At 69.2% G+C, this 25903-nt stretch carries 25 protein-coding genes; 15 read left to right on the top strand and 10 right to left on the bottom strand.

The features are described from left to right. The first annotated feature begins 2 nt into the window (after window positions 1-2). On the top strand, window positions 3-512 hold the full coding sequence (locus QLQ83_RS09155) for a DUF1850 domain-containing protein (RefSeq protein ID WP_282735218.1): 510 nt from the start codon (window positions 3-5) through the stop codon (window positions 510-512). Window positions 513-537: 25 nt separating this feature from the next. Beyond that, entirely contained in the window at window positions 538-2547 is a 2010-nt protein-coding gene (locus QLQ83_RS09160; protein ID WP_282735219.1) for a TRAP transporter permease, read from the top strand. Between the two features lie 69 nt (window positions 2548-2616). Here the strand turns inward: QLQ83_RS09160 and QLQ83_RS09165 are convergent, their stop codons facing one another. Beyond that, window positions 2617-3105: a hypothetical protein gene (locus tag QLQ83_RS09165; protein ID WP_282735220.1), complete on the bottom strand. Its 489-nt coding sequence runs from the start codon at window positions 3103-3105 to the stop codon at window positions 2617-2619. 234 nt (window positions 3106-3339) lie between these two features. Between QLQ83_RS09165 and purE the strand changes: the two genes are divergently transcribed. Together purE and QLQ83_RS09175 are read left to right on the top strand one after the other, a co-directional pair. Then, entirely contained in the window at window positions 3340-3861 is a 522-nt protein-coding gene (gene purE / locus QLQ83_RS09170; protein WP_282735221.1) for a 5-(carboxyamino)imidazole ribonucleotide mutase, read from the top strand. Window positions 3862-3888: 27 nt separating this feature from the next. Further along, window positions 3889-5001, top strand: coding sequence for a 5-(carboxyamino)imidazole ribonucleotide synthase (locus QLQ83_RS09175; protein ID WP_282735222.1), 1113 nt, complete (start codon window positions 3889-3891; stop codon window positions 4999-5001). A 77-nt stretch (window positions 5002-5078) separates the two neighbouring features. Here QLQ83_RS09175 and QLQ83_RS09180 read toward each other — a convergent pair whose 3' ends face one another. Together QLQ83_RS09180 and QLQ83_RS09185 are read right to left on the bottom strand one after the other, a co-directional pair. After that, entirely contained in the window at window positions 5079-5630 is a 552-nt protein-coding gene (locus QLQ83_RS09180; RefSeq protein ID WP_282735223.1) for a DUF2231 domain-containing protein, read from the bottom strand. Continuing rightward, window positions 5627-7066 carry an ethylbenzene dehydrogenase-related protein gene (locus QLQ83_RS09185; RefSeq protein WP_282735224.1) on the bottom strand — a complete coding sequence of 480 codons (1440 nt, stop codon included), beginning with the start codon at window positions 7064-7066 and terminating at the stop codon, window positions 5627-5629. Before QLQ83_RS09185 ends, QLQ83_RS09180 begins: the two co-directional genes overlap by 4 nt. Window positions 7067-7315: 249 nt before the next feature. Here QLQ83_RS09185 and QLQ83_RS09190 point away from each other — a divergent pair, with 249 nt between their 5' ends. The 3 genes from QLQ83_RS09190 to QLQ83_RS09200 all read left to right on the top strand — a co-directional run bounded on the left by QLQ83_RS09190 (window position 7316) and on the right by QLQ83_RS09200 (window position 10228). Next, entirely contained in the window at window positions 7316-8608 is a 1293-nt protein-coding gene (locus QLQ83_RS09190; protein ID WP_282735225.1) for a ferredoxin reductase family protein, read from the top strand. After that, window positions 8605-8958 carry a cytochrome b5 domain-containing protein gene (locus tag QLQ83_RS09195; RefSeq protein ID WP_282735226.1) on the top strand — a complete coding sequence of 118 codons (354 nt, stop codon included), beginning with the start codon at window positions 8605-8607 and terminating at the stop codon, window positions 8956-8958. The genes QLQ83_RS09190 and QLQ83_RS09195 overlap by 4 nt, the downstream gene beginning before the upstream one ends. A 67-nt stretch (window positions 8959-9025) precedes the next feature. Continuing rightward, a complete protein-coding gene (locus QLQ83_RS09200) occupies window positions 9026-10228 on the top strand; it encodes a cation:proton antiporter (protein ID WP_282735227.1) in 1203 nt (400 codons plus the stop codon). A gap of 30 nt (window positions 10229-10258) precedes the next feature. Here QLQ83_RS09200 and QLQ83_RS09205 read toward each other — a convergent pair whose 3' ends face one another. Then, complete coding sequence (locus tag QLQ83_RS09205) at window positions 10259-11083, bottom strand: TraX family protein (protein WP_282735228.1); 825 nt, start codon at window positions 11081-11083, stop codon at window positions 10259-10261. A 101-nt stretch (window positions 11084-11184) separates the two neighbouring features. On the opposite strand from QLQ83_RS09205, the gene QLQ83_RS09210 reads away from it, so the two are divergent. The 8 genes from QLQ83_RS09210 (at window position 11185) to QLQ83_RS09245 (ending at window position 20445) form a co-directional block, all read left to right on the top strand. After that, window positions 11185-12144: a LysR family transcriptional regulator gene (locus QLQ83_RS09210; RefSeq protein ID WP_282735229.1), complete on the top strand. Its 960-nt coding sequence runs from the start codon at window positions 11185-11187 to the stop codon at window positions 12142-12144. A gap of 169 nt (window positions 12145-12313) precedes the next feature. Next, window positions 12314-12826, top strand: coding sequence for a TRAP transporter small permease subunit (locus QLQ83_RS09215; protein ID WP_282735230.1), 513 nt, complete (start codon window positions 12314-12316; stop codon window positions 12824-12826). Continuing rightward, the gene (locus tag QLQ83_RS09220) at window positions 12823-14145 is read left to right on the top strand and encodes a TRAP transporter large permease (protein ID WP_282735231.1); all 1323 of its coding nucleotides are present in this window, start codon (window positions 12823-12825) and stop codon (window positions 14143-14145) included. The genes QLQ83_RS09215 and QLQ83_RS09220 overlap by 4 nt, the downstream gene beginning before the upstream one ends. 88 nt (window positions 14146-14233) lie before the next feature. Continuing rightward, window positions 14234-15289 carry a TRAP transporter substrate-binding protein gene (locus tag QLQ83_RS09225; protein WP_282735232.1) on the top strand — a complete coding sequence of 352 codons (1056 nt, stop codon included), beginning with the start codon at window positions 14234-14236 and terminating at the stop codon, window positions 15287-15289. A gap of 93 nt (window positions 15290-15382) precedes the next feature. After that, window positions 15383-16762: a glutamine synthetase family protein gene (locus QLQ83_RS09230; RefSeq protein WP_282735233.1), complete on the top strand. Its 1380-nt coding sequence runs from the start codon at window positions 15383-15385 to the stop codon at window positions 16760-16762. Between the two features lie 279 nt (window positions 16763-17041). Beyond that, entirely contained in the window at window positions 17042-18427 is a 1386-nt protein-coding gene (locus QLQ83_RS09235) for an aldehyde dehydrogenase family protein (protein ID WP_282735234.1), read from the top strand. Window positions 18428-18441: 14 nt separating this feature from the next. Further along, on the top strand, window positions 18442-19623 hold the full coding sequence (locus tag QLQ83_RS09240; protein WP_282735235.1) for an iron-containing alcohol dehydrogenase: 1182 nt from the start codon (window positions 18442-18444) through the stop codon (window positions 19621-19623). 81 nt (window positions 19624-19704) lie between these two features. Next, window positions 19705-20445, top strand: coding sequence for a glutamine amidotransferase-related protein (locus QLQ83_RS09245; protein WP_282735236.1), 741 nt, complete (start codon window positions 19705-19707; stop codon window positions 20443-20445). A 72-nt stretch (window positions 20446-20517) separates the two neighbouring features. On the opposite strand, the gene QLQ83_RS09250 is transcribed toward QLQ83_RS09245, so the two are convergent. The 6 genes from QLQ83_RS09250 to QLQ83_RS09275 all read right to left on the bottom strand — a co-directional run bounded on the left by QLQ83_RS09250 (window position 20518) and on the right by QLQ83_RS09275 (window position 25674). Further along, window positions 20518-21288, bottom strand: coding sequence for a transporter substrate-binding domain-containing protein (locus tag QLQ83_RS09250; RefSeq protein ID WP_282735237.1), 771 nt, complete (start codon window positions 21286-21288; stop codon window positions 20518-20520). A gap of 146 nt (window positions 21289-21434) precedes the next feature. After that, window positions 21435-22166, bottom strand: a complete 732-nt coding sequence (locus QLQ83_RS09255) for an ABC transporter permease (protein ID WP_282735238.1) — start codon at window positions 22164-22166, stop codon at window positions 21435-21437. Continuing rightward, window positions 22166-22870 carry an ABC transporter permease gene (locus QLQ83_RS09260; protein ID WP_282735239.1) on the bottom strand — a complete coding sequence of 235 codons (705 nt, stop codon included), beginning with the start codon at window positions 22868-22870 and terminating at the stop codon, window positions 22166-22168. Before QLQ83_RS09260 ends, QLQ83_RS09255 begins: the two co-directional genes overlap by 1 nt. A gap of 22 nt (window positions 22871-22892) precedes the next feature. Further along, window positions 22893-23663, bottom strand: coding sequence for an ABC transporter ATP-binding protein (locus QLQ83_RS09265; protein ID WP_282735240.1), 771 nt, complete (start codon window positions 23661-23663; stop codon window positions 22893-22895). A 207-nt stretch (window positions 23664-23870) separates the two neighbouring features. Then, window positions 23871-24857, bottom strand: coding sequence for a succinylglutamate desuccinylase (locus QLQ83_RS09270; protein ID WP_282735241.1), 987 nt, complete (start codon window positions 24855-24857; stop codon window positions 23871-23873). Next, window positions 24847-25674: a DUF1338 domain-containing protein gene (locus QLQ83_RS09275; protein WP_282735242.1), complete on the bottom strand. Its 828-nt coding sequence runs from the start codon at window positions 25672-25674 to the stop codon at window positions 24847-24849. The genes QLQ83_RS09270 and QLQ83_RS09275 overlap by 11 nt, the downstream gene beginning before the upstream one ends. Window positions 25675-25903: the final 229 nt, after the last annotated feature.

The raw sequence follows: 25903 nt of genomic DNA on the forward strand, positions 1-25903 counted from the left end.
CGATGCGTGATTCGTGCCTGAAAGCAGGGCGGGCCAGGCTGCCCGCCCTGCTGCTTTGTGCGGGCCTGGCGGCCGGTAGCCCAGCGTTCGCGGTCGACCAGGCTCGGCTGGAGGTGCTGGACGCCGACGGCGAGCGCCTGGTGAGCGTGCCGATGCCCGAGGGGGAGGGCTGGTGCCTGGAGTGGAACCACTCGGTCGAGGGATTCCCGGTGCTGGACTGCTATCGTCACCGGGAGGGTCGCATGGTGCTCGAGCGTAGCCACCTGCCCGACTTCGCCGCGGGGCTGGACCATATTCCCGGGCGCGGCCGCCAGGTCTCCGACGGCGAGGGCGGCTACTGGATCGAGGCGATCGACGAGCCGGTACCGGGTAACGCCTACCGATTGCGGGTGGGCGCCCTGCGCGTCGACCACCGCCTGGTGATCGACGGCACCCGGGTCAGCCTGAGCGGCCTGGCCGAGAACCGGCGGGTGACGATCCGCCTGACCCTGCCCGCCGCCTCCCCCGACTGAACGACAACCCTGCGAGAGAACCACGATGAGCGATTCGGGTACCTCCCCCATCATTCCCGGCAGCCAGGCGAACCATTCCCGCCCGGTGCTGTGGCTGATCACCCTGGTGGCGGTGGGACTGTCACTGTTCCAGCTCTACTCCGCCGGCATCCAGCCGTTGGGCCTCTTCTACCAGCGCAGCATCCACCTGATGCTGATCATGATGCTGGCCTTCCTGATGTTCCCGCTGCTGGGGCCGAAGCATGATCGCGGGCCCGTCAGCGGACTGGTCGACGCGGTCTTCCTCGGCGGGGCGCTGATCACCGGCGGCTACCTGGTGCTCTACCTCGACGAGATCATCAACCGCGCCGGCTTCTGGAGCCAGACCGACATCGTGGTCGGCTGCATCGCCACCATCACCGTGCTGGAGGCGGCGCGCCGGGCGGTGGGCCTGGGCATGACCATCATCGGGATGGTCGCCATCCTCTACGCCTTCGCCGGCCCACGTGGCGAGCTGCCGTGGCTGGGCCAGTTCCTGCCCGGCATCCTCGAGCACCGCGGCTACAACCTGGACCGCCTGGTCGGCCAGCTCTACCTGGGCCAGGAAGGCATCTTCGGTCTGCCCATGGGCGTGGCGGCCACCTACATCTTCATCTTCGTGCTGTTCGGGGCCTTCCTGGAGATCACCGGCGCCGGCAAGTTCTTCATCGACCTGGCGTATGCCGCCACCGGGCGTCAGCGCGGCGGCCCGGCGAAGGCGGCGGTGATCGCCTCGGCGGGCATGGGCTCGATCTCCGGCAGCGCCATCGCCAACGTGGTGACCACCGGGGCCTTCACCATCCCGCTGATGAAGCGCCTGGGCTACAAGCCCCACCAGGCCGGCGGCATCGAGGCGGCCGCCTCCACCGGCGGGCAGATCATGCCGCCGCTGATGGGGGCGGGGGCCTTCCTGATCGCCGAGTACACCCGGATGCCCTACCTCGAGGTGGTCAAGGTCAGCATCCTGCCGGCGATCATGTACTTCGCCACCGTCTACCTCTTCGTGCACATCATTGCCCTGAAGCAGGGCATGCAGGGCATGGCGCGCTCCGAGTTGCCGCAGATGCGCGACGTGATGGGCGCCGGCTGGCACTTCCTGCTGCCGTTGCTGGTGCTCGTGTGGCTGCTGGTGATGAACATGTCGCCGATGCGGGTGGGCTACTACGCCATCCTCACCATGCTGGCCGTGGCGGTGCTGCGCTTCGCGGTGTGGTTCCTGTTCATCGCACCCCGCGAGGGGCAGAAGGTCACCGGGGAGACCCTGCGCGAGGCGCTGAAGGCCGGCCTGGTCAAGCTGGTCGGCGGCCTGGAACTGGGCGCGCGCAATGCCGTGGCCGTCTCCATGGCCTGTGCCGTGGCCGGCGTGATCGTCGGCGTGGTGGGCCTGACCGGGCTGGGGCTGAAGTTCTCCTCCATGATGATGGCCTTCTCCGGCGGCAACCTGCTGCTGGCGCTGGTGATGGTGCTGCTGGCCAGCCTGGTGCTGGGCATGGGCCTGCCGGTCACCGCCAGCTACATCGTGCTGATCGTGCTGGTGGGGCCGGCGCTGACCGCCGAGTTCGGCGTGCCGCTGCTGATCGCCCACCTGGTGGTGTTCTGGTACTCCCAGGACTCCAACGTCACGCCGCCCATCGCCCTGGCCGGCTTCGCCGGCGCGGCCATCGCCGGGGCCAAGCCCATGGAGACCGGCTTCCAGGCCTGGAAGTTCGCCAAGGGGCTCTACCTGATCCCGCTGTTCATGGTCTACAACCCGGAGATCATCATGGGCGGGTCGCTGCCGGTGCTGGTATGGACCGCGTTCATCGGCTTCCTGGCCCTGGGGGCCTTCGCCGCGGCCCTTGAAGGTTTCCTCTTCACCTGGATGTCCTGGCCGGTGCGCATGGTGCTGCTGCCGGCGATCGTCGCGGCCTTCTACCCCAACCTGATGGTGGAAGTGGCCGGCGTGGCGGTGATGGTGCTGGGGCTGGCCGGCAACTGGCTGGCCAGCCGCCGCGAGGCGAGGGCCTCGGTCGGCTGAGGGGCATGGCAGGACGCACTGGGCCCGCCCGGGAATGCCGGGCGGGCCCAGTCGTTTCGGCCGGTCGGCTTACTGGGAGGTGGAAGTCTCGGCCTCGGACTCGGTGTCAGCATCGGCCTCGGACTCGGCGTCCGCATCGGGGTCGGCCTCGGCGTCCGCATCGGCCTCGGACTCGGCGTCTGCACCGGCCTCGGACTCGGTGTCCGCATCGGCCTCGGACTCGGTGTCCGCATCGGCCTCGGACTCGGCGTCCGCATCGGGGTCAGCCTCGGCCTCGCCGGTTTCCTCGCTGGCGGTTTCCTCGTCGGCGGCCGCGTCGGCCTGGGTGTCGTCGTCGACAGCCCCTTCCGTCTCGGCGTCGCCGGTGGTCTCGGCAGTGTCGTCAGAAGCCTGGTCGGCAGTCTGCTCGGCCGACTCTTCCGCCTGCTGGAGCTCCTGCTCGGCCGCCTCTTCCTGCTCCTGCTGTGTGGCCTGGTCGGTCGGTTCGCTGTCGGAGTCGCAGCCGACAAGCAGCAGTGAGCCGGCCAGTACCGAAGTGAAAATCAGTGAACGCTTCATGATCATTCTCCTTGAGAGTTTCCAGGTGGGCTTGTCCTTGCGGCCTTCTCACATTGAAGCTAGCAACCAATATCGCATCCAGCATGCAAACGGGTGTCTTGATGCGGCGACAGCAGGGGAGGGGGAGCGGCTGTCCGACTGGTCAAGATGACGGTGCAGGCCCGCAGCGCTAGAATGTCCGGCTTTCCTTTCCGCACTCTTTCCCGCACAGAGGCAGCCGCCGAGGAGCAGGCCATGCAGTCCGATACACAGGCGCCGAAGGTCGGCGTGATCATGGGGTCGAAGTCCGACTGGCCGGTGATGGAGCATGCGGTGACGATGCTCGAGCGACTGGGCGTGCCCTGCGAGACCCGGGTGGTCTCGGCCCACCGGACCCCTGACCTGCTCTTCGACTACGCCAAGAGCGCGGCCGAGCGGGGCCTTTCGGTGATCATCGCCGGTGCCGGCGGGGCGGCCCACCTGCCGGGCATGGTGGCCTCCCAGACGGCGCTGCCGGTGCTCGGCGTGCCGGTGGAATCCAAGGCACTCAAGGGCCTGGACTCGCTGCTGTCCATCGTGCAGATGCCCGGCGGCATCGCCGTGGGGACGCTCGCCATCGGCAAGGCCGGCGCCACCAATGCGGGGCTGATGGCCGCGCAGATCGTGGGCCTGCAGGATGCCGGGGTGCGGGCCGCGGTGGAGGCCTTCCGTGCCGAGCAGACCCGCACGGTGCTGGACCACCCTGATCCCCGGCCCGACCCGCGTCCGCAGCCCTGATCGACAGCGATGAGTGAGGAGCCAACCATGAATATCGGAGTCCTGGGTGCCGGCCAGCTCGGCCGGATGCTGGCGCTCGCCGGCTATCCGCTGGCCAACCACTTCACCTTCCTCGACACCACCGGGCACCCCAGTGCCGGCATCGGGGACGTGATGATCGATACCGACCGCAAGCATCTCGAGGCCTTCCTGGAGAAGGTGGATCTCGTGACCTACGAGTTCGAGCACCTGCCGGTCTCGCTGGTCCAGGCCATCGAGGAGGTCAGGCCGGTCTATCCCTCCAGCGAGGCGATCCGCGTCTGCCAGAACCGCGCCGAGGAGAAGGCGCTGTTCGATCGCCTGGGCATCCCCACCCCCGCCTACCGCCTGGTCGAGCACGCCGACGAGCTGGAGGCCGCGGCCCGCGAGCTGGGCTGCCCGGTGGTGGCCAAGTCGGTTACCGAGGGCTATGACGGCAAGGGTCAGGCGGTACTCCGCGACCCGGCCGAGGCGCACGAGGCGTGGCGAGCGATCAACCACCCGCGGCTGGTCGTGGAGGCCTTCGTCGACTTCGTGCGCGAGGTGTCGATCATCGCCGTGCGTGGCCGCGACGGCGAGGTGGCCTTCTATCCCATGGCCGAGAACCAGCACGTGGACGGGATCCTGCGCTACTCCATCGCGCCCCTGCCGGACCTGGACGAGGGGGTCGAGCGGGTCGCCGACGGCTACATCCGCTCGCTGCTCGACGAGCTCGACTACGTGGGCGTGCTGACCCTGGAGCTCTTCCAGTGCGCCGATGGCAGCCTGCTGGCCAACGAGATGGCGCCCCGGGTGCACAACTCCGGCCACTGGTCGATCGATGGCGCGGTGACCAGCCAGTTCGAGAACCACCTGCGTGCCATCCAGGGGCTGCCGCTGGGCGACACCACGGCGCGCATGCCGACCTGCATGGTCAACGTGATCGGCCGGGAGGGCGAGGCGGCCGAGATCCTGGCCCTGCCGGATGCCCACCTGCACCGCTACGACAAGAGCGAGCGCCCCGGTCGCAAGCTGGCCCACGTCAACCTGCTGGCGCCCACTCACGGCGCGCTGCTGGAGCGGGTGCGCGCCTGCGCAGCCCTGCTGCCGGACGCCCCGGCACCGCGCTTCAGCTTCGAGTAGGCCGGGTTAGTCCGCCGCCATGAAGAAGGCCCCGCTGATGCGGGGCCTTCTTCATGGCGGCAGGGCAGGGTGGGGGATCAGCTGGCGGTGCGGCGCCCCTTGAGCCCCACAACGGCACAGGCGATCCCGATGAGCACCATCACGGCACTGACCCAGAAGGGGCTGTAGAAGGTGGTATAGACCTCCCACCCCATCAGGCCGAGCACATCGGAAAACAGCGTCGGAGCACCGACAAGATGGCCACCCAGGGTGCCGGCAGCGGCGAAGAAGAGCCCGCCGATCAATGCCAGGATCACCAGCACCCAGCGCCGTGCCCCGTCGAAGGCCGCGCTGCCCGCGCGCCAGACGAGCACGGTCAGCATGGCGAAGATACCCAGCGACCAGAGTGCCATCAGGATGTGATTGCGGGCCAGCGGACTGTGCGTGCTGGCCTCCAGTGGCCAGACCAGGAACCCCGTGACGATGGCGGCCAGGGCGCCGAGCAGGCTGAGGACCAGGACCGGCAGCAGGGCGGCGCGACTGAGTTCGGCCATCCGGCCGGGCAGCAGGGCGCCGACCAGGATCATCAGGGTGGCGAGTGCCCAGAAGCCTACCGGGAAGTGGACGAGCATATGGTGCATGCCTGTCATGAGCGGTCTCCTTCACGATTCGAACGGAAGCCGGGGAGCAGGGCGAGGGTCACGCCGAGCATGGCGACCAGTCCGGCCAACAGGGTCATCCACCACCGCCAGGTGATGGCGTCATTGAACTCCATCTCCACCCCATAGAGCGCCAGCTGCTTCTCGCTGTGGCGCGTGCGCACCGGGGTGCCCTCGGCGATGTCCTCCGCACCGGCATGGGCGCGGCTGATCAGCAGCGGCCAGTCAACCTGCCCGGGATAGAAGAGGGTCATGTCGAACCAGTCATCGCTCCAGTCGGGCGAACTACCGGAGAAACTGACGGCCTGGAGGTCGGCATCACGCCCCAGCCCCAGGGAGTAGGGATGGGAGACATAGTGCCAGCGGCTGCCGGTGGCATTGCGGTAGACGGCGATGCCGACGTCATAGATCCCCTGCTCGGTGAGGATCTTGTCGTCCAGCGGGTTGCCGGTGTCCAGGTCGCGCACCAGGGTCACGTCCCAGTAGCCGTCCTCCCAGCGTGCCTGGCCGTGGACGGCGATGCTGCCCCGAGAGCCCTCGGGCTGGCGCAGCAGGCGGCGAGGGATGACGTCGCCCTCCTGCCAGTCATGGTCGGGATCGAAGTCGGTCCGGTTCTCTTCCGACAGGTAGTAAAGGCCGTCGAAATCGACCTCTCCGGATACCACGTCCTCCCAGCGCAAGGCACGCTGGCCCGTTTCCTCGGGGTCGAGCATCCAGAGTGGCTGGTCGTTGTCGCCATCCCAGTTGGTGGTATAGGGCCCCGAGCCGGCATCGCTGTTGCGGTATTCGCCGACCCACTGGTCATCCGAGGCGCCAATGGGGTTGGAGCGCCCGGCCCGCCAGTGCCAGAGGTCGAGGAAATAGCCGGCTTCACGCTGGGCGGCGAGGACATCGGCATCCGCCACGCTTCGCCAGTCGTTCTGGTCGGTGCGGGTGGCGGGCAGGTACTTGCGGACGTCGCTGTGCCCCAGCTGCTGCCCGAGGTGGGGGTGCTCCGAGACCTCTGCCGGGCTCGCCGAGTCGCTGAAGAAGCGCATCCGGTCACCCACGGTGATGTAGCCGCCATAGCGACCGAAGTCGGGGACGCCGCCGTCGTCCACCAGCATGGCGACCCGATCCTCGTAGGTGCCATCGGGATCGGGGCCCGGCCGGGAGTTGCCGTGGCGGACCCACTCGCCATCCGTGTAGCGAAGCATGTCATGGTAGACATGGGCCTGTTCTGCGGGCCAGCGATACCTGAAGTAGATCTGCTCCTCGTTATAGGCGGCCTGGACCTGCAGCGGCAGGGTCAGCTGATCGGGGATCGAGATGTTGCGTTCCGGGTCGTCCTCGATCACCCCGGTTCCCTGGGTGATCCAGGCGAGGCCCAGCGCGACGGGCAACCCCAGGACCAGCCAGGGGGTGGCGCCCTTGTCTTGACGTGCCATGTGACCTCCTGAATCAGGGAGTGAGGTGATGTGTCGGACCTTCAGTGTGGACCCTGGCAATCCCCATGGCATGACACAGGTCAAGCCGGGTGCGACAAGGCGTCACATGCCTTGATGGCGAGGCCTTCGGCGTCCCTGGCCTGTCCTGGCTGACCGGGATCAAGGAAGCGTCGACTCGTGACGCTTTCCATTGATCCCGGCACCATCAGGACAACAATGGGAGGATGACACCGGGGCAGGGGAGGGAGGATGCGACACCATCCGAGAGCGGGCGATCTCGCCCTGGCGGTGGCCGTGCTGCTGCCGCTGGTGGTGGCACTGCCGCGGCTGGGGTGGCCCGCCAACGATGCCGGCGACTGGCTGGCGTGGGCTGGCCGTGCCACGGGGATCCTGGGCCTTGCCATGATGCTGCTGGCGGCAGCGATCAGCGTCCGGGTGCCGGGGTGGGACCGTCCCTTCGGGGGGCTGGCCCGGCTCTGGCGGTTGCACCACGCCCTGGGCTTCGGCGCCTTCGTGCTGCTGATGGTCCACGCCCTGGCGCTGGCACTGGCGGCGGTGCCGCAGGGACTGCCGGTGGCGGTGGAGGTGCTCTTTCCGCCCTTCTCCCGAGGCGCCATCTGGCTCGGCTGGCTGGCCTGGCTGGCGATGGTGCTGTTCCTCGCCCCCACCTTCGGCTTCTTCGGCCGGCCCCGCTACCAGGCCTGGAAGCGTCTGCACCTGGTGTCGGCCGCCGCCCTGCTGCTGGCCCTGACCCACGCCCTGCCGCTGGCGGGGGAGGCCTGGCCCTGGTGGCTGCTGGGGCTGGCAGGCTTGACGGCCATCGCCTGGCGCAAGCTGGGCTCGCCCCGGGCGCGACTGGCCTATCGCATCGAGGCGGTGGAGCCCCTGGCCCGCGGGGTGGTGGAGCTGGTGCTCGCCCCGCAGGGGCGGCGGCTGGTCCACGAGCCCGGCCAGTTCGTCTACCTGGCCCCGCTGGACGAGACGCTCTCGGCCGGCCGTGGCGAGGAGCATCCCTATACCCTCGCCTCGGCCCCGGCCGATGACCGCCTGCGCCTCGGCATCAAGGACCTGGGGGATGCCAGCCACGCGCTACAGTCGGTGACGCCGGGCTCGATGGCGCGGGTCGAGGGTCCCTACGGCGACTTCTTCGGCCGTCATCCGCCGGGGCGCCACCGGCTCTGGCTTGGCGGGGGCATCGGCATCACGCCCTTCGTCGGCGGGGCCCGCGACCTGCTGGCGAGGGGAGCGGTGGAGGGGCAGGTGCTGCTGGTCTACCTGGCCAACCGCCCGGAGCGGGCCTACTACCTGGACGAGCTCCAATCGATCGCCGAGCGGCTGGCAGGCTTCTCGGTGGTGGCGCACTACTACCTCGAGCGGGGTACCCTCGACGTGGCCTTCCTCGCCGCGCACTGCCCCGACTTCGCCGCGCGGGAGATCCACCTCTGTGGCCCGCCGGCCATGAACGCCCACCTGAGGCGGCTGCTCGTCGGCCAGGGGGTGCCACGCTCACGCATCCATAGCGAGGTCCTCGGTTTCCTGTGAACACCTTCGCCTACACCGCCTTCGTCGCCTTCCTCTCCAGCGTGCTGACCCTGGTATCGATCCATGCGCTCTCCTCGCCGGATGCGGCGGTCCCCGGCGACCCCGAGACCATCACCCGCGAGGAGCTGGCCCGCCACGACAGCGCCGAGAGCTGCTGGAAGGCCATCCACGGCACGGTCTACGACGTCACCGGTTTCATCGCCGACCACCCGACCCCTGCGGCGGTGATCCTCGAGTGGTGCGGCCGCGATGCCAGCGATGCCTGGGACAACAAGCGCCCCGGTCGGCCCCACAGCAGCTTCGCCGAGGGCATGCTGGAGCGCTTCCGGATCGGCCGGCTGGTCGACTAGGCGGTTGCGTCTCCATGCTAGGCTGGGCGCTCGACTACCCGCCCCCGAGCGATGAGGAAACGACACGGTGACTCTCCCCGACACACTCTCCTGGCTGCCCGTCGATCCGAGCTTTGCCGCGGCCAGCCTGATGCTGCTGGGGGTGATCCTCTCCACGAGCATCCTCGCCGACGTGGTGGCCAGCCGAACCCGCCTGCCGCGCATCTCGCTGCTGGTGCTGGTGGGCGTCGGGGTGGCGGTCATCCAGCAATGGGGCCTGGACCAGCCCGGTGCCCGGCCCCTGGATGGCTTGGCCGAGCCGCTGATCCAGGTGGCCCTGGTGATGGTGGCCTTCCTGCTCGGCGGGGAACTGACCCTGGATCGCCTGCGCAGCACAGGCTCGCTGATACTGATCGTCTCGCTGTCGGTGATCCTGGCCGGAGTGCTGTCCGTCGGCCTCGGCCTGCTGGCGCTGGGATTCCCGCTGGCGGTGGCGGTGTCGCTGGCCGCCATCTCCGTGGCTACCGACCCGGCGGCGGTCAGCGAGACGGTCAACGAGAGCGGCGACAGCCGACTGCGCGCCCGACTGCTGCTGGGAATCGTCGCCATCGACGACGGCTGGGGCATCCTGGCCTTCGGCCTGGCCATGGCGCTGCTCGGCTGGTGGCTCTCGGGCGATGGCGGCCTGGCACTGCTGCATGCGACCTGGGAACTGGGCGGAGCAATTCTGCTGGGGGCCGCGATCGGGCTGCCGGCTGCCTGGCTGACCGGCCGACTGCGCCGCGGGGAGCCGACCCAGGTCGAGGCCATCGCGCTGATCCTGCTGCTGGCAGGAACCTCCGCCTGGCTGGGGGTCTCGTCGCTGCTGGCCGCCATGCTCGCCGGGGCCCTGGTGGCCAACCTCTCCCGCCACCACACCCGCTCGTTCAACGAGATCGAGCACATCGAGTGGCCCTTTCTGGTGTTCTTCTTCGTGCTCTCGGGCGCCAGCGTCGATCTCTACCACCTGGACGAGGCGCTCGGCCTGACCCTGGCCTACATCCTGCTGCGCCTGGCGGGGCGCTACCTGGGGGGCATGCTCGGTGTCCGCCTCGCCCGGGAGCGCCAGGCCGAGCTGCCGGGGAACCTCGGCCTGGCGCTGACCCCCCAGGCGGGGGTAGCGATGGGCATGGTGCTGCTCGCCGCCGAACGCTTTCCCGAGCACGGCCCGGTGCTGCTCTCGGCGGTGGTGGCCTCGACCGTGGTCTTCGAGATCCTCGGACCGCTGCTGGTCAGGCGGGTGCTCCGCTGACGGACGCCGCCTGGTGGCCGGGTGGGGCCTTCAGCCGAGCTGGCCGACGAGCCACAGCCACAGCGCCATCGCCGCGAAGTGGCCCGGGTACCAGGCGAGCCACAGCCGGCGCGGCATGGCCATCGGGACCGCCGGGGTCAGGCGGTGGGCGCCGGCGGCCAGCAGCAGCGCCGCCAGGCAGGTGGCGACGGTGAACGACTTGGCTATGTCGGAGCTGTTCATCAGGCCGGCGACAGCCAGCACCGGCAGGGCCATGGCGGTGGCCTTCAGCCGGTCGACGAGCGCGCTTCCGGCCAGGTGCAGGTATTGCATGGCCAGCATGTAGAGGGGGATCATCAGCAGGCCATGGTGGCCGTACTCGACCCAGAGGCCGGCGAGCCACCACACGCCCAACGCAACGGCGGCCTCGGCGACCAGCCTCGGCGGGCCGAGGGTGCCGGCGGCGAGGCGCGCCGACAGGCCGCGTAGCCAGACGCCCCCTGTCAGGCCCAGCGAGAGGGTGAAGCAGATATTGAGGATCAGGGCGTCGGAGGCGCGCGGCATCAGCATGTAGGGCAGCTGGGCGACCAGGCCGATCACCAGGATGCGCCGGGCATAGCGCAGCGGGTTGCGGGTGTTGAAGAGCCCGTGCCAGGCGACCATGGCGGCGAACAGCGGGAAGGCGATGCGGCCGATGGAAGAGCCGGCCCAGCCCAGCTCCCAGGCGTCCGGTACTATGTAGCGGGACAGGTGGTCGACGGTCATGGTGATCAGTGCCAGCCACTGTCCCCAGCCGGTCCAGGTGGACGAAGGACGGGGGCTGCCCGTCACGGCCTGGGCCGTGGCATCGGCGGTGGCATTTCCCTGTGGGGTCATCGGAACCTCCCTGGCGTGACGATGCGGACCGATTGACCGGAGCCGCCGCCGGGAGTTCCCGGTCGCCATTCGGCGACAGCAAGGTGCCGGGAGAGCACGGGATGCGAAACGGATTCGGATTCGACCTGCGCAGCATGGAGATCTTCGTCGAGGCCCTCGAGCAGGGCAGCCAGAGTGCCGCCGCCCGGCGCCTCGGGCTGACGCAGTCCTCGGTGTCGCAGTGCCTCGCCAACCTGGAGCATGCCCTGGGGGTGGCCCTGTTCAAGCGCCACAGCCGGCCGCTGGAGCCCACCAGCGCCGGGCGGCTGTTCCACGACCGGGCCAGGCGGATGCTGGAGGAGGCCCGGGCCACCCGGCGCGAGCTGCTCACCGGGGCGGCGGGACGGCTGCACCAGGTGCGCATGGCGCTGGTGGACTCCCTGGCCACCGCGGTCGGCCAGCCGTTGATCGAGGTGATCCGGCGCCACACCGGGGATTATACCCTCACCACCGGGCTCTCGCACATGCACGGCCATGCGCTGCTCACGCGGCATGTGGACATCATCATCTCCGATGACCGGCTGGAGAACTACGACGGCCTGGAGCGCCACGCCGTGCTCGGCGAGCCCTTCGTGCTGGTGGTGCCCGAGGAGGTGCCCGGCCCTCTGGACAACCTGCGCTGGCTGGCCCGCCAGCTCGATTTCATGCGCTATACCCCCCAGTCGCTGATCGGCCAGGCGATCGAGCGCCACCTGCGCCTCAACCAGCTGGAGCTGCCGACACGCCTGCACCTGGACAATACCTTCGCCCTGCTGAGCCTGGTGAGTGCCGGGGCAGGCTGGACCATCACCACGCCGCTGTGCCTCTACCAGGCGGGCCTGACGGGGCTGCGAGTGCGGGTCGCGCCCCTGCCCACCGGCCCCTTCGCCCGCCAGCTGACCCTGGTCGCGCGCCGCGACGAGCTCGGTGACCTGCCGGCCCTGCTGGCCAGCGACAGCCGTCGCCTCCTCGAGCGCCACTTCCTGGCCGAGATCACCCGCGAGCTGCCCTGGCTGCCCCAAGGGATCCACTTCGACGGCTGAGTCGCCGCGGCGCTGCCCCCTCACGGGGCTGGGCGTTCGGCGCTGCCCCTCCGGCATGCACTATCGGTTCTGTCGATAGTGCAGCCGTTGTCGAAGCCGATGCTCCTTGCGGTTCCTCCCGGGCCTGCCAAGACTCCAGGCATCGTCGGCCCTGAACAACGACAACACCATGCCGAGAGCCATCGTCTGCTACGTGCGCTGGGTGGATGCCTTCAACCGTCGGGTGGGGCGCCTGGTCATGCTGCTGATCTTCGTGATGATCGGCGTGCTGCTCTATGCCTCCGTCTCGCGAAGCCTGTTCAACAGCCCGCTGGTGTGGGGCGTCGAGGTCTCCCAGTTCCTGATGGCCAGCTACTACCTGCTGGGTGGCGCCTACTCCATGCAGCTCGATTCCCACGTGCGCATGGACCTCTTCTACTCGCGCTGGTCCGCTCGCACGCGAGCCCTGGTCGATGTCCTGACCATGCTGCTGCTGTTCGTCTTCCTCGGGGCCCTGCTGGCGGGGGGCATCTCCAGCACCGGCTATGCGCTGCGCTACGGCGAGACCAGCTACACCACCTGGGCCCCGCCCCTGGCGCCGATCAAGATCATCATGACCTTCGGCATCCTGCTGATGCTGCTGCAGTGTCTCTCGACCTTCTTCAAGGACATCGCGCGGATCCGCGGGGAGGTCATCGAATGACCTACCAGACCATCGCCGCGCTGATGTTCTCGACCATGATGCTGCTGCTGCTCACCGGGCAGCGGGTCTTCGGGGTCATCGGCTTCGTCGGGGCCGCCTCGGCGCTGCTGCTGTGGGGCAACGGCGGGGTGGAGATGCCGTTCACGGCGGCGATCCAGCTGATGAACTGGTATCCGTTGCTGACCCTGCCGCTGTTCATCTTCATGGGCTACATGCTCTCGGAATCGGGCATCGCCGGCGAGCTCTACGAGATGTTCCACGTCTGGATGGGCTCGCTGAAGGGGGGGCTAGCGGTGGGTACCATCGGCCTGATGGTGGTGATCTCGGCGATGAACGGCCTGAGCGTGGCGGGCATGGCCATCGGCGCCACCATCGCGCTGCCCGAGCTGCTGCGCCGCGGTTACGACAAGACCATGGTCACCGGGGTGATCCAGGCGGGCAGTTCCCTCGGCATCCTGGTGCCGCCCAGCGTGGTGCTGGTGCTCTACGGCATGATCGCCCGCCAGCCGGTCAGCCAGCTGTGGCTGGCGGGGGCCATCCCCGGGCTGATCCTGGCCGGGCTCTTCGTGCTCTACATCGTCGTGCGCTGCCACTTCCAGCCCCACCTGGGCCCGGCGCTGCCCGCCGAGGAGCGCAACCTGTCACTGGCCGAGAAGCTGCGCCTGCTGCGCGCCGGCATCCTGCCGCTGCTGATCTTCTTCTTCATGACCGGCCTGTTCCTGATGGGCGTGACCAGCCTGGTGGAGAGCTCGGCCGTCGGCGCCCTGGCAGCGACCCTGGCGGCGCTGGCCAAGCGCCGGCTCAATGGCAAGGTGATGGAGGCGACGCTGCACAAGACGCTGGGCATCAGCTGCATGTTCATGTGGATCATCCTCGCGGCGCTCTGCTTCGGGGCGGTGTTCGACGGGCTGGGTGCCGTGCGCGCCATCGAGGGGCTCTTCCTCGACCGTATCGGCATGAGCCCCTGGCAGATACTGGTGATGATGCAGCTCTCCTACATCCTGCTCGGCATGTTCCTCGACGATACCGCCATGCTGGTGATCGTCGCGCCGCTCTACGTGCCACTGGTGATCAGCCTGGGCTTCGACCCGATCTGGTACGGGGTGCTCTACACCATCACCGTGCAGATCGCCTACATGACCCCGCCCTTCGGCTACAACCTCTTCCTGATGCGGGCCATGGCGCCGCCGGAGATCTCGCTGGGGGACATCTACCGCAGCGTCTGGCCCTTCGTGGGCATCATGCTGGTGGGACTGGCGCTGATCACCGCCTTTCCGCAGCTGGCGCTGTGGCTGCCGCAGCTCTATCGCGGCTATTGAGCGACCGGGGCGAGCGCGCCCAAGGAGGTGCCGACACGCGACTGCAACGACCTTGCCGAACAACAACCACCATCGCAGGAGAAGAACCATGACCAACCGTCGCGATTTCCTCAAGAAGGCCGGGGTGGCCACCGCCGCCACGGTCGGGGCGGCCACCGTCGGTGCCCCCTACGTGAAGGCGCAGTCCAGCCCCATCCGCTGGCGCCTGCAGACCTATGCCGGCCCGGCGCTGGCCGAGCACGTCATCAAGCCCTCCATCGATGCCTTCAACAAGGCCGCCAACGGCGAGATGGAGATCGAGCTCTACTACGCCGACCAGCTGGTACCCACCGGGGAGCTGTTTCGTGCCATGCAGCGCGGCACCATCGATGCCGTGCAGAGCGATGACGACTCCATCAACGCCCCGGTGGATGTCTCGGTGTTCGGCGGCTACTTCCCCTTCGCCTCGCGCTACAGCCTCGACGTGCCGGCGCTGTTCCACCACTACGGCCTCAAGGAGATCTGGGAGGAGGCCTACGGCGAGGTGGAGGGCGTGACCTGGCTGGGGTCCGGCTCCTGGGATCCCTGCAACTTCGTGACCCGGGACCCGATCCGCAGCATCAAGGATCTGGAGGGCAAGCGGGTCTTCACCTTCCCCACGGCGGGTCGCTTCCTCAGCCGCTTCGGCGTGGTGCCGGTGACCCTGCCCTGGGAGGACATCGAGGTCGCCATGCAGACCCGCGAGCTCGACGGCATCGCCTGGGCCGGCATCACCGAGGCCTACACCGTGGGCTGGGCCGACGTCAGCAACTACTACCTGACCAACAACATCTCCGGCGCCTGGGCCGGGTCGTATTTCGCCAATACCGAGCGCTGGGAGGAACTGCCGGAGCACCTCAAGACGCTGTTTCGGCTGTGCATGGACAGCTCCCACTACTATCGCCAGCACTGGTACTGGTGGGGCGAGGCGCACTACCGCACTACCGGCGGCAAGCTGGAGCTGACCTCGATCCCCGAGGAGGAGTGGCAGACCATCGAGGATGAGGCGCTGGCGTTCTGGGACGAGATCGCCCAGGAGAGCGAGCGCAGCGCCCGGGTGGTGCAGATCCTCAAGGACTATCGCCAGACCATGCAGGAGGCCGGCCCTCCCTACCGCTACTCCTGAGCAGTGGACGGGGTGGTGCGGCCTATGTCGCCCGCCCCGCAGGGTCGCCGTTCGTCGGCGGCAAGACAGGACCAGGCAGGATGAGGAGGTGCCATGAGCCGATTGCAGCCAAGAGCGGTGGCCAGTGCCGAGGACGCACGCCGCATCGTCGAGGCCCGGGGCCTCAGCCACGTCAAGGTGGGGATGTTCGACATCGACGGCGTGATGCTCGGCAAGTACATGGGACGCGAGAAGTTCTTCGCCTCCCTGGAGAAGGGCTTCCCGTTCTGCGACGTGGTGCTGGGCTGGGACAGCAAGGACGAGCTCTACGACAACGTGCGCTTCACCGGCTGGCACACCGGCTATCCGGATGCGCCGCTGCGGATCGTGCCGGAGAGCTGCCGGGAGGTGCCCGCCGAGGGCGACATGCTGCTGTTCCTCGCCGAGTTCGAGGGCCCCGCCGAGGCGATCTGCCCGCGCGGCCTGCTGAGGCGGGTGCTGGCCCGGGCCGAGGCGATGGGTTTCACGGCCCGCGCCGCCCTGGAGTACGAGTTCTTCCTCTTCCATGAGACGCCGGAATCGGTCCGCGAGAAGGGCTTTCGCCACCTGCGACCGTTCACCCCCGACATGATGGGCTACTCCATGCTCAGGAGCTCGGTGCATGGCGAGCTCTACCACGAGCTGCTGGCCATGGCCGAGGCCATGGACTTCCCCATCGAGGGGCTGCATACCGAGACCGGCCCCGGGGTGCTCGAGGCGGCCATCGGGGTGGACGAGGCGCTCGCCGCCGCCGACAAGGGGGCGCTGTTCAAGACCTTCACCAAAGTGTGGGCCCAGCGTCGCGGCCTGATGGCGACCTTCATGGCCAAGTGGTCGCCGGACTATCCCGGGCAGAGCGGCCATGTCCACCTGTCGCTGCGCCACGCCGGGAGTGGCGCCTCGGCCTTCTTCGATGCCGCGGCGCCGGACCGGATGAGCGACCTGCAGCGCCACTTCGTGGCCGGCCAGCAGGCCCTGATGCCGGAGCTGCTGGCGATGTTCGCGCCCACCATCAACAGCTACACCCGGCTGATCCCCGGCTTCTGGGCGCCCACCGATGCCACCTGGGGCGTCGAGAACCGTACCACCGCGCTGCGGGTGATTCCCGGCAGCGAGGCCTCCCAGCGGGTCGAGTACCGCCTGGGCAGCGCCGATGCCAACCCCTACCTGGCGATGGCCGCGGCCATCGCCTCGGGGCTCTGGGGCATCGAGCAGCGCCTCGAGCCCGACCCGCCGGTCGAGGGCAACGCCTACGACCGCCAGCATCCGCCGCACCAGGCGCTGCCCCGCACCCTGTGGGATGCCGCCCAGCGCCTGCGGGGCTGTGCGGCGGCCCGCGACCTCTTCGGCGACGACTTCGTCGAGCACTTCGCGGCGACCCGGGAGTGGGAGGAGCGCCAGTTCCGGCGCCATATCACGGACTGGGAGTTGGATCGCTATTTCGAGATCATCTGAGCGCCGAGCGCCGAGCGCCGAGCGCCGAGCGGCGCCGGGGACAGGTCGTAGCGGGGGTCCTATGCCAGGGGTGAGGAGCACTGCTCCGAACGGGCTGGCCAAGGATGGCCAGCACCGGACCTGCAAGCGGAGCGGGACGCGAGAGCGAAGCGGGGCATCGGTAGCGTCCAGGGAGGGATTCACAGCGCCCCCGCGATGGTCCGACATTTCGGGACCTGTCGCCGGATCAGCCGCGAGTGCTGACACCGGTTGACCTGTCATTTGTCCGAGGAGGGGAGCATGGCCATACAACGCACGATTTCACCGGTGGACGGCTCGGTCTACGTGGAGCGGGAACAGGCCTCCGCGGCGGCCATCGAGGCGGCCCTCGAGCGGGCGGTGGCGGCGCAGCGCGCCTGGCGCGAGGTGCCGGTGGAGGAGCGCGCGCGTCTCTGCTCGCGCATGGTGGATGCCTTCGTGGCTCGCCGCGACGCCCTGGCGGAGGAGCTGACCTGGCAGATGGGGCGGCCCATCGCCGCGGCCGCCGGCGAGGTGGGCGGCTTCGAGGAGCGGGCGCGGACCATGATCGTCCTGGCCGAGGAGGCGCTGGCGCCGATCCACCTGGCACAGAAGCCCGGCTTCACGCGCTACATCACCCGCGAGCCGCTGGGGGTGTCGCTGGTGGTGGCGCCCTGGAACTACCCTTACATGACCGCGGTGAACGCCCTGGTGCCGGCGATCATGGCCGGCAACGGCGTGCTGCTCAAGCACTCCGCCCAGACGCCGCTGTGTGCCGAGCGCCTCCAGCAGGCCTGCGACGAGGCGGGGCTGCCGGCAGGCGTCTTCCAGCACCTGCACCTCGCCCACGCCGACACCGAGGCGTTGATCCGTGACCCGCGTATCGATCACGTCGCCTTTACCGGCTCGGTGGCGGGCGGGGCCATGGTCGAGCGCAACGCCGCCGGGCGCTTCATCGCCACCGGCCTGGAACTGGGGGGCAAGGATCCGGCCTACGTGCGCGCCGATGTCGATCTCGACGCCGCGGTGGAGGGGGTGATGGACGGGGCCTTCTTCAACTCGGGGCAGAGCTGCTGCGCCATCGAGCGCCTCTACGTGGACGCCTCGATCCACGACGCCTTCGTCGAGCGCGCGGTGGCCTGGGTGCGCCAGCTCCGGCTCGGCAACCCCACCGACCCGGCGACGACCCTCGGCCCGCTGGTCAGGCCGGCGGCGGCGGACTTCGTGCGCGGCCAGGTGGAGGAGGCGGTGGCGGCCGGCGCCACGGCCTGGATCGACCCCGGCGACTACCCGCTCTCGGTACCGGGCAGCGCCTACCTGGCGCCCCAGCTGCTGACCGGGGTCGACCACACCATGCGCGTGATGACCGAGGAGAGCTTCGGCCCGGTGGTCGGCGTCATGCCGGTGGCCGACGACGAGGCGGCTATCGCGCTGATGAACGACAGTGCCTTCGGCCTGACCGCGGCGGTGTTCACCCGCGACCTCGTCGCCGGCGAGGCCATTGCCCGGCGGCTGGAGGCCGGCACGGTCTTCACCAACCGCTGCGACACCCTGGACCCGGAGCTGGCCTGGACGGGCGTCAAGTGCTCCGGTCGCGGCTGCTCGCTGTCGCGGCTGGGCTACGAGACCCTGACCCGACCCAAGTCCTTCCATCTCAAGCATGCCTGACGGCGGAGGTCCCCATGAGCTTCGATCCCGACCACTACCGCATGGGCTGGAACTACCCGGCCCCCATCCTCACCGGGCCCGGCCGTATCCGTGAGCTTCCCGGGCTATGCCGGGAACTGGGCATGACCGCGCCGCTGCTGGTCACCGACCCGGGCCTGGCCGGCCTGCCCATGGTGCGCGACATCCTCGACCTGGCCCGGGCCGATGGCCTGGCCATCGGGGTGTTCAGCGAGATCAAGGGCAACCCCACCGGGGCCAACGTGCTGGCCGGGGTGGCCGCCTTCAACGACGGCGGCCACGATGGGGTGATCGCCTTCGGCGGCGGCTCGGGGCTCGATGCCGCCAAGGCCGTGGCGCTGATGGCCCGCCAGCGCGAGGGGCTCTCGCTGTGGGCGCTGGAGGACGTGGGCGACAACTGGACCCATGCCGACGGCGCGGCCATCGTGCCTTGCGTGGCGGTGCCCACCACCGCCGGCACCGGCTCCGAGGTGGGGCGCGCCTCGGTGATCACCGACGAGGCGGCCCACGTCAAGCGCATCATCTTCCATCCCGGCATGCTCCCGGACCGGGTCATCCTCGACCCGGAGCTCACCATCGGCCTGCCGGCGACCATCACCGCGGCCACCGGCATGGACGCGCTCTCCCACTGCCTGGAGGCCTGGTGCTCGCGGCAGTTCCACCCGATGGCGGAGGGCATCGCCGTGGAGGGGGTGCGGCGGGTGCGTGACTTCCTGCCCCGGGCCTATGCCGACGGCGGGGACCTGGAGGCGCGCATGAACATGTTGGTGGCCTCGAGCATGGGCGCCACCGCCTTCCAGCGCGGCCTGGGCGCCATGCACGCCCTCGCCCATCCCCTCGGGGCCCTGCATGACGCCCACCACGGCACCCTCAATGCGGTGCTGATGCCCTATGTGCTGCGCGCCAACGAGCGGGCCATCGGCGAGCCCATGGTGCGCCTGGGGCGCTACCTCGCCCTGGCCCAGCCGGGGACGGCCAGCGTGATCGACTGGGTGCTGGAGTTGCGCGAGCGGCTCGGCATCCCGCACACCCTGGCCGAGCTGGGCATCGACAGCGGGCGTGCCGACCGGGTGGGGCGGATGGCGGTGGAGGATCCCTCCTCGGGGACCAACCCCGTCGCCTTCACGGCCGACGCGTACCGCGACCTCTTCGTGGCGGCCGTGGAGGGCCGGCTCTGAACGGGTCGAGCGGGTGGCCGGCCGCGGCGCCGCGGTGCTGGGCTTGAGGCAGGGGGCGAGATGACGCGGGGAGGGCAGGGCATGGTGATCGGACTGCTGCAGTGTGACGACGTGGCACCGGAGCTGCGCGGGACCCACGGCAACTATCCCGAGATGTTCGAGGTGCTGTTCCATCGCGTCGACCCGAGCCTGGCGTTCAGGGTCTGGCGCTGCCTGGACGGCGAGATCCCCGACGACATCGAGGCGGTGGACGCCTGGCTGACCACGGGGTCGAAGTTCGGGGTCAATGACGACCTGCCCTGGATCGCCGCGCTCGAGGCCTTCGTGCGCGCCCTCTGGGCGGCGGGCAAGCCGCTGGTGGGCATCTGCTTCGGCCACCAGCTTATGGCAAGGGCGCTGGGCGGCGAGGTGGCGAAGAGCGGCAAGGGCTGGGGCGTAGGCATGTCGTTCAACCGGGTCACCGAGCGGGCCGACTGGATGACGCCCTGGCAGCCGGGACTCGACCTGCTGGTGAGCCACCAGGACCAGGTGGAGCGGCTGCCGGAGGGTGCCCGGGTGCTCGGCGGCAGCGACTTCTGCCCGGCCTACCTGATGCAGGTCGGCGAGCACTTCCTCGGCGTGCAGGGCCATCCCGAGTTCACCCGGGCCTACTCCCGGGACCTGATGGCGCTGCGCGCCGACCTGGTCGGCCACCACCGGGTACGCGAGGGGGAGGCGTCGCTCTCGGCGCCGGTGGACGACACCCTGATGGTGCGCTGGATCCTGGCCTTCATGCGCCGGGCCATCCAGAGGCGCGAGAACGCCCCCCAGGCCCCGCCCTGAGGGTCGGGCCCGAACGCAGGACCGGGGCCACTGGGGCCCCGGTCGTGTCGGCTGGCAGCTGAGCCGCTCGGGTCAGTCCGTGCTGAAGTACCTTTCGTGGATCTCGTCGTAGGTGCCGTTGTCCTTCAGCGTCGCCAGGGCCGCGTTGAAGGCCTCGGCCAGCTCCTGGTCTCGCTGGCGGAAGGCGATGCCGAAGCCTTCGCCGAAGTACTCCTTGGGCTCGGTGATCTTCTCGCCGACCAGCTTGTAGTCCCCGGCCTCGCTGTCGAGGAGGGTTGACTTGCCGATCGGGAAGTCGAGGAAGACGGCGTCGAGGCGACCGGAGTCCATGTCCAGCACCATGTCGTCGGCGGTGGCGTAGCGGTTGACGTCGGCCACGTCGCCGTACAGGTCGGTCACATAGTTGTCCTGCAGGGTGCCGCGCTGCACGCCCAGGGTCAGGCCGTCGAGGGTCTCCTCGGACGGGGTGCCGATCTCGACGTCGGCGGGGGCGAACCAGGCCGACGGCGGGGTGATGTAGGGTTCGGAGAACAGCACCTGTTCACGGCGCTGCTCGTTGATGGTCATCGAGGACATGATGGCGTCGTACTTGCGCGCCTGGAGGCCGGGGATGATGCCGTCCCAGCCCTGCACGACCCATTCGCACTGGATGCCGATCTCCTTGCACAGGGCATTGCCCAGGTCGATGTCGAACCCGGTCAGCTCGCCCTCTGGGGTGCGGTATTCCATGGGCTCGTAGGGCACGTCGACGCCGATGCGGATGTCGCGGACCTCGGCACTGGCGCTGCCGGCGACCAGGGCGGCGCCGAACACGCCGAGACTCAGGATCTTGTGAAGTTTCATGGGTGTCTTCCCGTGTTGTTGGTGGTTTCACCTCGTGGGTGACGACGGAACCACGATAGCGGATGCCCGGGCCCGTCGGAAGGGGGAGCCGGCCGCATTCAAACGCCGGTTCCCAACGCTTGTTTTACGCTCCTTGTCGTTGCCTGTCAGCCGCTGACCGGCTTGAGGTGCGCCAGCAGGCGCCGTTCCAGGTAGCGGAACAGGTAGAGGATGGCGAACGTCAGGCAGAGGTAGATGGCCGCCACGAACAGGAAGGCCTCGAAGGGCGCGTAGTAGCGCGCATAGACGAAACGGGCCGCCCCGGTCAGGTCCATGATGGTGACCACGCTGGCGATGGCGCTGGCGTGGAGCATGAAGATCACCTCGTTGCCGTAGGCGGGCAGGGCGCGCCGGAAGGCGCTGGGCAGCACGATACGCCGCAGCATCAGCCCCCGGGACATGCCATAGGCCCGCGCCGCCTCGATCTCCCCCCGGTCCGTGGACTTGATGGCGCCGCGGAAGATCTCGGTGGTGTAGGCCGCGGTGTTCAGGGTGAAGGCGATCAGCGCCGGCACGAAGGGCTTCTCGAGGATCACCCACAGCCAGGTCTCCTGGATCCCCTCGACGAACACCACGCCATAGTAGATCAGGTAGAGCTGGACCAGCAGCGGCGTGCCGCGGAACACGTAGCAGTAGAGGAAGATCGGCAGGCTGATCCAGCGATGCCGCGAGCCGCGCCCGATGGCCAGCGGCACCGCCAGCACCAGGCCGATGATCAGCGACAGGGCCACCAGCTGCACGGTGGTGACCAGGCCCTCGCCGTAGTAGCCGAGGGTCTGCAGGGTGAAGATGCTGTTGTCGGCGAGCTGGGCCTCCAGCCAGGTCATCAGGGCTTCCATCAGTCCGCCTCCCGGTAGCCGACGTCATAGCGTTTCTGCAGCCGCGCGAAGCCCCACTCCGAGGCCGTGGCGATCAGCAGGTAGACGGCCGCGACGATGATCATGAAGGTGAAGGGCTCGCGGGTGGCCTTGGAGGCCTCGGCGGCCACGCGGACCATGTCGGTGAGGCCGATCACCGAGACCAGGGCGGTGGTCTTGAGCAGCACCATCCAGTTGTTGGAGAGGCCCGGGATGGCGTGGCGCATCATCTGCGGGAAGCGGATGCGCCGGAACACCAGCCAGTGGTTCATGCCATAGGCGCGTCCGGCCTCGATCTGGCCGCTGTCCACCGCCAGGAAGGCGCCCCGGAAGGTCTCGCCCATGTAGGCGCCGAAGATCAGCCCGATGGTGACCACGCCGGCGACGAACTCGTTGACGTTGATGAAGACGTCCCACCCGAAGCGTTCGTAGAGCTGGTCGGTGACCATGTTGATGCCGATCTGGCCGCCGAAGAACAGCAGCATCATCAGCACCAGGTCGGGAACGCCGCGGATGATGGTGGTGTAGAGGGTGCCGATGCGGTGGGCCAGCCAGTTGCGCGACATCTTGGCGCTGGCGGTCGCGAGGCCCAGCACGATGGCCAGGACCAGCGAGAGCACCGCCAGCTCGATGGTGATCAGGGCGCCTTCCGCGAGGCGTGGGCCGTAGCCGTGAAGATCGATCATGGGGCTCTCCTCATGGGCTGGCTCAGTGCTTGGGCGCCAGGAACTGCTTGAGCCGCTCGGAGCGCGGGCTGCCGAACACCGCCTCTGGCGGGCCGTATTCCTCGATCACGCCCTGATGCAGGTAGATCACCTGGCTGGAGACGTCGCGGGCGAAGGCCATCTCGTGAGTCACCAGGATCATGGTGCGCCCCTCCTCGGCGAGGTCGCGCATGACCTTGAGCACGTCGCCCACCAGCTCCGGGTCCAGCGCCGAGGTGGGCTCGTCGAAGAGCATCACCTCGGGGTCCATGGCCAGCGCCCGGGCGATGGCGCCGCGCTGCTGCTGGCCGCCGGACATCTGTGCCGGATAGGCGTCGGCGCGCTCGGTCAGGCCCACCCGCTCGAGCAGTGCGCGGGCGTGCTCGACGGCCTCCTTCTTCGGCTTGCCGAGCACATGCACCGGGGCCTCGATGATGTTCTCCAGCAGGGTCATGTGGGCCCAGAGGTTGAAGTTCTGGAAGACCATGGAGAGCTTGGCGCGCATGCGCACGACCTGCTTCCAGTCGGCCGGTTCGCGGCCGTGTCGGGTCTTCTTGAAGCGGATCTCCTCGCCGTGGACGATCAGGTCGCCCTCGTCGGGTTGCTCGAGCAGGTTCATGCAGCGCAGGAAGGTACTCTTGCCGGAGCCGGAGGCTCCGATCAGCGTGATCACATCGCCCTTGTGGGCCTTCAGGGAGAGGCCCTTCAGGACCTCGGTGTCGCCGAAGCGCTTGGTGATGTCGCGCACTTCCAGCGGAATCGGGGTATCGGCCATGGAACGGGCTCCAGATCGTGGGCGGTCCGCCGCATCGAAGGTCGGCCGGCGCGGGCCGGGATCGAGAAGGGGGCGATTCTAACAGGCCGGAGGATTTCCGGAAGGGCACCGCGACGCGCCGGGTATTCTACCGCGGTCCGGGACGGGGATGGCATGGGGCATGGGGAGTCTCCTGGCGGTTGTTGTTGTGGGGGTGCCGGGGCGGCGTCAGTCCGGTGGCGGGCTCGGCACCACCAGCAGCGCCGCCCGGGCGCCGATCTCGACCTCGGCATTGGGAAAGACCACCGACAGGGGGGTCTCGCCGACGCGGGTCTCGCCGGCCACGGCGTCTTCCGCCAGCCGGGTGCCGGGCGGGAACTCGCTGAAGTTGGGTGTATCGTCCGGGAAGCAGAGCCGGAACGCCTCGCTGTGGCGCAGCAGCTCGTGCTCGGCGCGAAAGAAGGCCAGGGTGCCGGGGGCGGCGGTGGCCGGCTCGCGGCCCTCGACCAGCGCCTGGAGGAGCCGGCCCATGGGGGCCAGGGGGGCGAGATCGTTGTGGCCGAAGGGCAGTGCACGCCCCAGTTCCAGGGTGAAGGCCGCCGCGCCATGGTAGTGCTTGGCATAGTGCGAGAAGGTCCAGCTGTGACGGTGCTGGTGGAGCACCGCCTGGATGCCGGCGGCGGCCAACCAGCGCCACTGCTCGGGGGGTGTCGGCGCCTCGGCGAAGGGCTCGACCACGAAGCGCGGGTAGCGGCTCTCGCGGATCGCGGTGTGCAGGTCGTAGTGCAGGCGGGAGAGGCCTGCATGGCGGGCGTAGAAGGCGTCCACCGCGGCCATCAGCACCCGGGCCCGGTCGGGTTCGTCACCCGCCTCCTCGAGGTCGCGGCGGAACAGCCGGTTGAGGTTGGTGGCGACATACCGCTCGCCGCGCCGGATCGCCTCGGGATTGCCCAGGATCACCAGCAGCGGGGCCCCCAGGCAGAGCTGCCCGGCCTCCAGCCGGGCCAGGACCTCGCCCAGCAGCTCCATGGGGGCCGTCTCGTTGCCGTGGACGCCGACCGAGAGCACGCAGGCCCTCGCCTCCGGCGCGGGGTCGTCCGGCACGAGCTCGAGCACCCCCGGGGCGGACAGCCGGAAGCGCCCCCCGGACACCCTGCCCTCGGCGCGGGAAGGGGGGCGCCCCTCCAGGCCCTGGTCGAGCCACTCAGCCAGCATGGTCGGAACCGGCGTCGGTGGACTCGAAGATCCGGTCGGCGCTGGCGGCGACGAAGCCCTGGTAGAGCCGGCCCTCGGCATCCGGGTAGCGGCGAGCGAACTCGTAGTAGCAGGTGGGGATCTCCTCCACCCGGCCGCCGGAGAAGGTGAAGGGCATGCGGTCGGCGAGCGTCGAGGCCTGCTCGAGCAGCACCTCGGGGGAGCCCTTGATGCGTCCGCCGGACGCATTGATGGCCAGTCCCAGCGACTCGACCTTTGCCAGCAGCTTCTCCAGGGTGTCGTGGCGGCGCAGGTGGTTGACGCTGACCGTGAAGTGGTTGGCCCGCAGCCCGATGATCGACAGCCAGGCGGCGTACTCGCTCTCCTCCGCCAGGGTCCGGTATTCCCCCCAGGTCGGGGTCTCCCACAGGCGGCCGGCCCACATCACCTCGGGCGAGGCGATCCGCGCAGGGTCGATCTGGTCCACCAACTCGTCGATGATCTCCTGGGCCCGGGCCGAGAGCTCGCGGCACTTCAGCTCCGAGAGGAAGACCCTGGGCTGGTCCTCTCGCGGTGGCAGGTAGCCCCAGGCGCGCAGCTTCTTGGCCTCGAAGTCGTAGGGTTCCAGCCGGGTGTAGCCCAGCGCCAGCAGGTGGGGCTCCAGGTCGGCCAGGCGGACGGGGCCGCGGTCGAAGGTGCGGAAGGCCACGTGGTCGTTGACGACGGTCTCGCCATCGGCGACCAGGGCATCATGGATGCGGCTCGCCTGGGGCGTCATGGCGGTGTAGTCGTCCCAGAGGCGCGAGAAGAACTGCTCGAGGCTCATGTCGGAAGGCATGTGGGCACCTGTTGTCGATGTTGTGGTGGCTGACGACACCATCCCGTCCGTCGCCGGTGGACTCAAGGGCGAGCGTCGGTCGGATGAAAGTGGCGGGGCCCAGGGTGAAAATCCGCGCCTGGCCAGGGGCGAGGCCTACTGCCGTAGCACTTCGAGCCGCGGCGCGGCTGTGACCATTGCACGATGGGGAGCGAGGCCTTCCACGGCTAGACTGGCAACGCCGCGTACC

Origin of the sequence: Halomonas rhizosphaerae, assembly GCF_030010555.1 — a bacterium.
Taxonomy (GTDB): Bacteria; Pseudomonadota; Gammaproteobacteria; order Pseudomonadales; family Halomonadaceae; genus Halomonas; species Halomonas rhizosphaerae.